Here is a 6,454-nt window from a genome sequence, read left to right on the forward strand (position 1 = left end):
ATCCGATCAAACCTCAGGCCTCACCTTGCAAGCAGGGGGCCGTCCACATATGGGTTCCCCGCATTCCGCGGCTAAAGCCGCTCCAGCGGGGGATGACGGGAAAAGTTGAATCGCCCCCTGAGCCTGCGACAAGCCCGTCCTTGTCCCGCGCCGGCTTCGCGCCTACGTTCCGCCGCTTCGCCAACAGCGACGTCAAAAGGACCGCATGGCCGCGCATTACCTGGATTTCGAGCGGCCCATCGCGGAGCTCGAGGCGAAGATCGAGGAGCTGTCGAAGCTCTCCGACCAGGCGGGCGGCGCCAATTCCTTCGAGACCGAGATCGACGCCCTGCGCGACCGCGCCACGCGCATGCGCCGCGAGGCCTACGCCAACCTGGGCGGCTGGCAGAAGGTCCAGGTCGCGCGCCACCCGGAGCGGCCGCACTGCGTCGACTATATCGCCGGCCTGATCGACGACTTCGTCGAGTTGCGCGGCGACCGCAAGTACGGCGACGACCAGGCCATCGTCGGCGGGCTGGGGCGCTTTCGCGGCGCGCCCGTCGTGGTCATGGGCAATGAGCGCGGCCACGACACCGTCACCCGCATCAAGCACAATTTTGGCGCAGCCAGGCCCGAGGGCTATCGCAAGGCGGTACGGCTGATGGACATGGCCGACCAGTTCGGCTTGCCGGTGATCACCTTTGTCGACACCGCCGGCGCCTATCCCGGCATCGGCGCGGAGGAGCGCGGCCAGGGCGAGGCCATCGCGCGCTCGATCGAGCGCTGCCTGACGCTGGGCCAGCCGATGGTCGCCACCATCACCGGCGAAGGCGGCTCGGGCGGCGCTCTGGCCATCGCCGCGGCCAACAAGGTGCTGATGCTGGAGCACGCCATCTATTCGGTGGCCGAGCCCGGAGCCAGCGCCTCCATCGTCTTCCGCGACAACGACCGCGCCGCCTTCATGGCCGAGGCGATGAAGATCACCGCCCAGGACCTGATCGGCTTTTCGATCATCGACCGGATCATCGAAGAACCGGCCGGCGGCGCCCACGCCGACCCGAAGACCGTCATCGCCTCGGTCGGCGACGCCATCGAGGCGGAACTGCAGGGCATGGAAGGCCTCACCCCCGACGCCCTCCGCGAACAACGCGCCGCCCGCTTCTACGCCATCGGCCGGGTGGGCATGGCCTGAAGCGCCCCAATGACTTCTCCCTCTGGGAGAAGTCTTTTAGGTCAGCGCTTTCAATGCCGCGCCCAGTTCGTCCACCATCTCCGCCGTGGTGCTCCAGTTGCACATGAAGCGGACGCTGCCGTCGGCGACGCTGTAGACGAACCAGCCGGCGGCGTGCAGGCGGGCCAGGGTCGGCTCGTCCATCTCAACGAAGACGGCGTTGGCTTCGACCGGGTGGGCGACCTTGAAGGGCATCAGCCCGGCCAGGCGTTTGGCCATGGCGTTGGCGTGGGCGGCGCGGGCGGTCCAGGCGCCGGTCTGCAGTAGGCCGATCCAGGGCGCGGCCAGGAAGCGGCCCTTGGAGACCAGCTGGCCGGCGTGCTTCAGCCGCGCGTCGAAGCGGCGGGCCAGCGCCCCGTCGAACAGCACGATGGCCTCGGTCGGGGTCGAGCCCGCCTTGGTCCCGCCGAGCACGGCGATGTCGACGCCCAGCCGCGCCAGCCCGGCGATGTCGAAGCCGGCGGCCACGGCGTTGGCTAGCCGCGCACCGTCCAGGTGGATCTTCAGGCCCGCCGCCTTGGCCGGCCCGGTCAAGGCGCTCATCTCCGCCGAGGTATAGACCGCGCCGTACTCGGTGGCGTTGGTCAGGCTGAGGGCGGCGGCGGACTGGTGGTGGGCCCCGTCTGGCTCGGCCAGGGCGCGGGTCAGGGCCTCGAGCGAGATACGGCCGGAGGCGCCGGGCAGGGGTGTGAGGCCGACGCCCGAGCCGAAGAAGCCGGGCGCGCCGGTCTCGTCGGTGGCGATGTGGCTGTGCTCATGGCAGAGCACCGCCTCGTGCGGCGCGGCCAGCGCGGCCAGGGTGAGCGCGTTGGCCGCGGTGCCGGAGGCCACGAACCGTACCTCGGCGTCGGCGTCCAGCATCTGGCGGATCAGATCCGCCGCCCGGGCGCTGACTGCGTCGGTCCCATAGGACGAGGCCGCCCCGGCATTGGCCTCGGCCAACGCCGCCATCACCTCGGGCATGGCGGGGGCGACATTGTCGGAGACGAAATCGTCGCGGACGCTCATGCGGCGTCGGTCGCCTTCGCCCAGCCCCGCACATCGTCGACGAACAGGTCCGGCTCCTCCATGGCCGCGAAATGGCCGCCGCGCGCGGGCTCGCTCCAATAGGTCAGGTTGTAGGCTCGCTCGACGAAGCTACGAGGCGGGCCGCCGGTATAGTCGGTGTCGCCCTGGTAGCGGGCGAAGCCGGTCGGGGTCTCGCAGCGCTGGCCCTGGACCGCAGCGAAACCGCCCTCCTCGAGCAGGCCGCGATAGTACCAGGCGCCGGTGGTGAACGAGCCGGTCATCACATAGAGCATGACGTTGGTGAGCAACTGGTCCTTGGAATAGATCTCGGCGAACGGCTTGCCGCGCAGGTCCGACCAGTCGTGGAAGCGCTCGACGATCCAGGCGGCCTGGCCGACCGGGTTGCCGGCGCCCAGCCAGGCGACGGACTGCGGCTTGGACATCTGCAGCTGCAGATAGGCCCCGAACATCTGGCCGGCGGCCGCGCCGCGCGCCGCCCAGGCGGCCTCGGCCTCGTCCTTGGGGCCGCCGGTGGGCCTGAACGCCAGCATGTTGAGGTGGATGGCGCGAGCATGTGCCCCGTGGTCGAAGCCCAGCCAGGAGGTGATCACCGCCCCCCAATCGCCGCCCTGGGCCAGGTAGCGATCATAGCCCAGCACCTCGGTCATCAAGCCGTTGAACAGCCGCGCGGTGGTGCGCTGGCCGATTGGGCGCTTCGGCTTTGAGGAGAACCCGAAGCCGGGCAGGGAGGGGACGATGACGTCGAAGGCGTCCTCCGCCTTGCCCCCGAAACGCGTGGGGAAGGCGAGCTTTTCGATCGAACCCCAGAACTCATAGTGGCTGCCGGGCCAGCCGTGGCTGAGCAGCAGCGGCCGCTTGCCGCCCGCCTCGCCGACCACATGCACGAAGTGCAGGGTGAGGTCCTCGACCTGGGCGGTGAACTGCGGAAACCTGTTCAGTTCGGCCACCGCCGCGCGCCAGTCGTAGCCATCGACCCAATAGGCGCAGAGGTCCTTGAGGAAGGCTGCGTCGCAGCCATAGTTCCAGCCGTCCTCGACCTCCGGGCTCAACGGCCACGGATAGGCGCGCACCAGGCTCAGCACCGCCTCGACGCCTTCGGCCGACGGATTGACGGTAAAGGGTTTGATCTCGGCCATGGGGGTGCTCCTTTGCGCGCGGCGAAGGCTGACCGCCTAACGCGACGGCGGTCAAGCATCTCGCGCCGCGAACGGTGAGCCGCTAGGGTCGTCGGCAACAAAGGTTTGAGGAAATGCGCATGACCGCCGATCGCAAAGCCGTCTTCATCACCGGGGCCGCCAGCGGCATCGGGCTGGCCACCGCCAAGCGGTTCGCCTCGGCGGGCTGGCTGGTCGGGCTGTCCGACATTGACGCGCCCGGCCTCAAGCTGGCGCTGGCGGCCATCGGTGGCGACAATGCCGGCTTCACCGTCGTGCACGACGTGCGCAAGGCCGACGAATGGGAACGGGCGCTGGACGCGTTTGTCGAGGCCAGCGGCGGGCGGCTGGACGTGCTGGTCAACAATGCCGGCATCTGCCGCTACGGCTGGTTCGACGAACAGACGCCGAAGGATTTCGACGACCAGATCGACATCAATATTCGCGGCGTGGTGCTGGGCGCCTATCTCGGCCACGAGCGGCTGAAGAAGACGCCGGGCTCGCGGCTGATCAACATCGCCTCCCTGGCCTCGCTGGCCGGTTCGCCGCGGTTTGCGGTCTATTGCGCCACCAAGTTCGCGGTGCGCGGCCTCTCCGAGGCGCTGGACATCGAATTCATGCGCTCGGGCGTGCGGGTCTCATGCGTCGAGCCGACGGTGATCGAGACGCCGCTGATCGACAAGGCCTCCGCGCCCGGCGGCCCCAGCTTCCGCGAGGCGGTCAGCGGCGGCGGCATGAACGCGCTTCCCGTGGAGGAGGCGGCCGAAGTGGTCTGGCGCGCCGCGCACGAAGACGCGCTGCACTATCCGGTCGGCGACCTGCCCGCGGCCTTGCTGCAGGAGATCAATCCGCGCGTCGAGGCCAATCGCGCCCGCATAAAAGAGGCGTTCGCGGCAGGTGAGGCGGCCTAGACCCGGAAACCGGCGTTCAGGGCGCGCCACATTTCGCGCCATAGCTGGTCGAACTCCAGCTTCGGCGAGATCAGGTCGCCGAGTTTCAGCACCACCAGGCCGTGGATGCCGGCCCAGTAGACGTGGGCGATCACGTCGGGGTCGCCGCTGATGATGCCGGCGTCCAGCAGACCCCGGCTGTAGTGGCTCATGGTCGCCCGCGCCCGGGTCGCCGCGCGGATCAGCTCGGGATAGTTGGTCTCGGTCGGCTGGGTGAGATCGAACATCAGCCGGTAGGCGGCCGGATTGTCGAAGGCGAACCTCAGATAGGCCTCGCCGACGTTCTGGGCCCGTACGGTGGGGTCGGTCGAGGTGTCGTAGGCCGCCTCGAGCGCCGCGGCGAAACGGTCGAAGCCGGAGGCGCGCGCAGCGGCCAGGATGTCGTCCTTGTCCCTGAAATAGCGATAGGGGGTCATCGGGCTGACGCCGAGTTCGGCGGCGAGCTGCCGCATCGAGACCGCGCCTGGGCCGTGCTCGGCGAACAATCGTTCGGCAACCTCGATCAGCCGGTCGCGGAAATCCTCGATCTGGGCGGTAGAGAGCGGCTTGGGCACGAAAATGTGACTCGGGGCTTCGAGAAAAAGGGCTTGCAGGACAATATGTCTTACGACATAAATTTACAACGTAAGAAATAGATCCAGGAGAGAGATCATGGACGGATCACCCCGCATCAACGCCTATCTGAGCGGCAATTTCGCGCCGGTGCGCTCGGAAGACGACTTCGACCTCGAGGTTGTCGGCCAGATCCCCGCTGGCATCCGCGGCGCCTTCTACCGCAATGGCCCGAATCCTCAGTTCGAACCGCGCGGCGACTATCACTGGTTTTCCGGCGACGGCATGGTGCATGGGTTCTTCGTCGAGGACGGCAAGGTCAGCTATCGCAACCGCTATGTGCGGACGCCGAAGTGGGACCTGGAGAACTCGGCCGGCAAGGCCCTGTTCGGCGGCTTCGATCCCCGCGCCGCTGATCCCTCGGTGGCCGGCAAGGACGGCGGCGTCTCCAACACCAACATCCTCTGGCACGCCGGCCGGCTGATGGCGCTGGAAGAAGGGCACAAGCCCTTCGAGCTCGATCCGATCACGCTCGAATCGCGCGGCTATGTCGATGAATACGCCGGCCGCGTCACCGCCCACCCGAAGATCGATCCGAAGACCGGCGAAATGGTCTGGTTCGCCTATTCGGTCGGCGACATGCCGTTCTCCAACACCGTCTCCTATGGCGTCACCGACGCTGAGGGCCAGGTGGTGCGGCGCGACAATTTCGAGGCGCCCTATTCCAGCATGGTGCACGACTTCCTGGTCACCGACCGCTACGCGCTCTTCCCCATCCTGCCGCTGACCGGCAGCCTGGAGCGGGCCATGCGGGGCCAGCCGCCCTTCGCCTGGGAGCCCGAAAAGGGCAGCCATGTCGGCGTCATGCTGCGCGACGCCAGCGTCGAGAGCGTGCGCTGGTTCACCACCGACGCCTGCTACGTCTTCCACCCGATGAACGCCTGGGAAGAAGGCGACAAGATCCTGGCCGATGTGATGGAATATCCGGTCGCGCCTCTGTTCCCCAAGGCCGACGGGACTATGAACGAGCGGTCGGCGGCGCGGCTGGTGCGCTGGACCTTCGACCTGGGAGCGGACTCCGATACCATCAAGCGCCAGCCGATCGACGACCTGGCGGGTGAGTTTCCCCGCTTCGACGAACGCTATGCGGGGCTGGCCTATCGGCACGGCTGGTTTGCCGCCAACGCCGCCCGTCCGGGCGATTTCGGCTTCGACAGCCTGGCTCATATCGACCACGGGACCGGCAAACGGGTTGTCTACACCTTCCCGTCAGGCGACGTGCCGGGCGAGCCGATCTTCATTCCGCGCGCGCCCGATGCGGCCGAGGGCGACGGCTGGCTCATCGCGGTGGTCTATCGCGCCGCCGAGGACCGCAGCGATTTCCTGGTCTTCGACGCGCAAGCCATCGCGACCGGCCCGATCGCCACCGCCAAACTCCCCCGCCGCGTCCCCTTCGGCTTCCACGGCAACTGGCGACAGGGCTAACCGAGACATCTCCAAGGGGAATTGGGGACAGTGCGCCGGGAGGCCGGCGAGGAGGAGAGGGTGGAAGTCCCTTA

General features: G+C 68.1%; 6 protein-coding genes. 3 read left to right on the forward strand and 3 right to left on the reverse strand.

Translation table 11 applies throughout. From position 1 onward, the window contains the following. Positions 1-205: 205 nt before the first annotated feature. A complete protein-coding gene (locus ACESMY_RS23305; RefSeq protein ID WP_372787031.1) occupies positions 206-1,171 on the forward strand; it encodes an acetyl-CoA carboxylase carboxyltransferase subunit alpha in 966 nt (321 codons plus the stop codon). 36 nt (positions 1,172-1,207) lie between these two features. On the opposite strand, the gene ACESMY_RS23310 is transcribed toward ACESMY_RS23305, so the two are convergent. Both ACESMY_RS23310 and ACESMY_RS23315 read right to left on the reverse strand, forming a co-directional pair. Further along, positions 1,208-2,218, reverse strand: a complete 1,011-nt coding sequence (locus ACESMY_RS23310) for a beta-eliminating lyase-related protein (RefSeq protein ID WP_372787032.1) — start codon at positions 2,216-2,218, stop codon at positions 1,208-1,210. Then, positions 2,215-3,375, reverse strand: a complete 1,161-nt coding sequence (locus ACESMY_RS23315; protein WP_372787033.1) for an epoxide hydrolase family protein — start codon at positions 3,373-3,375, stop codon at positions 2,215-2,217. Before ACESMY_RS23315 ends, ACESMY_RS23310 begins: the two co-directional genes overlap by 4 nt. Positions 3,376-3,494: 119 nt before the next feature. Between ACESMY_RS23315 and ACESMY_RS23320 the strand changes: the two genes are divergently transcribed. Continuing rightward, positions 3,495-4,304, forward strand: coding sequence for an SDR family oxidoreductase (locus ACESMY_RS23320; protein WP_372787034.1), 810 nt, complete (start codon positions 3,495-3,497; stop codon positions 4,302-4,304). Here ACESMY_RS23320 and ACESMY_RS23325 read toward each other — a convergent pair. Beyond that, a complete protein-coding gene (locus tag ACESMY_RS23325) occupies positions 4,301-4,897 on the reverse strand; it encodes a TetR/AcrR family transcriptional regulator (protein ID WP_372787035.1) in 597 nt (198 codons plus the stop codon). The two genes, ACESMY_RS23320 and ACESMY_RS23325, sit on opposite strands and share 4 nt — an antisense overlap. Positions 4,898-4,994: 97 nt before the next feature. On the opposite strand from ACESMY_RS23325, the gene ACESMY_RS23330 reads away from it, so the two are divergent. Then, positions 4,995-6,380, forward strand: a complete 1,386-nt coding sequence (locus ACESMY_RS23330) for a carotenoid oxygenase family protein (RefSeq protein ID WP_372787036.1) — start codon at positions 4,995-4,997, stop codon at positions 6,378-6,380. Positions 6,381-6,454 lie beyond the last annotated feature (74 nt).

Source organism: Phenylobacterium sp., from assembly GCF_041691455.1.
GTDB lineage: Bacteria > Pseudomonadota > Alphaproteobacteria > Caulobacterales > Caulobacteraceae > Phenylobacterium.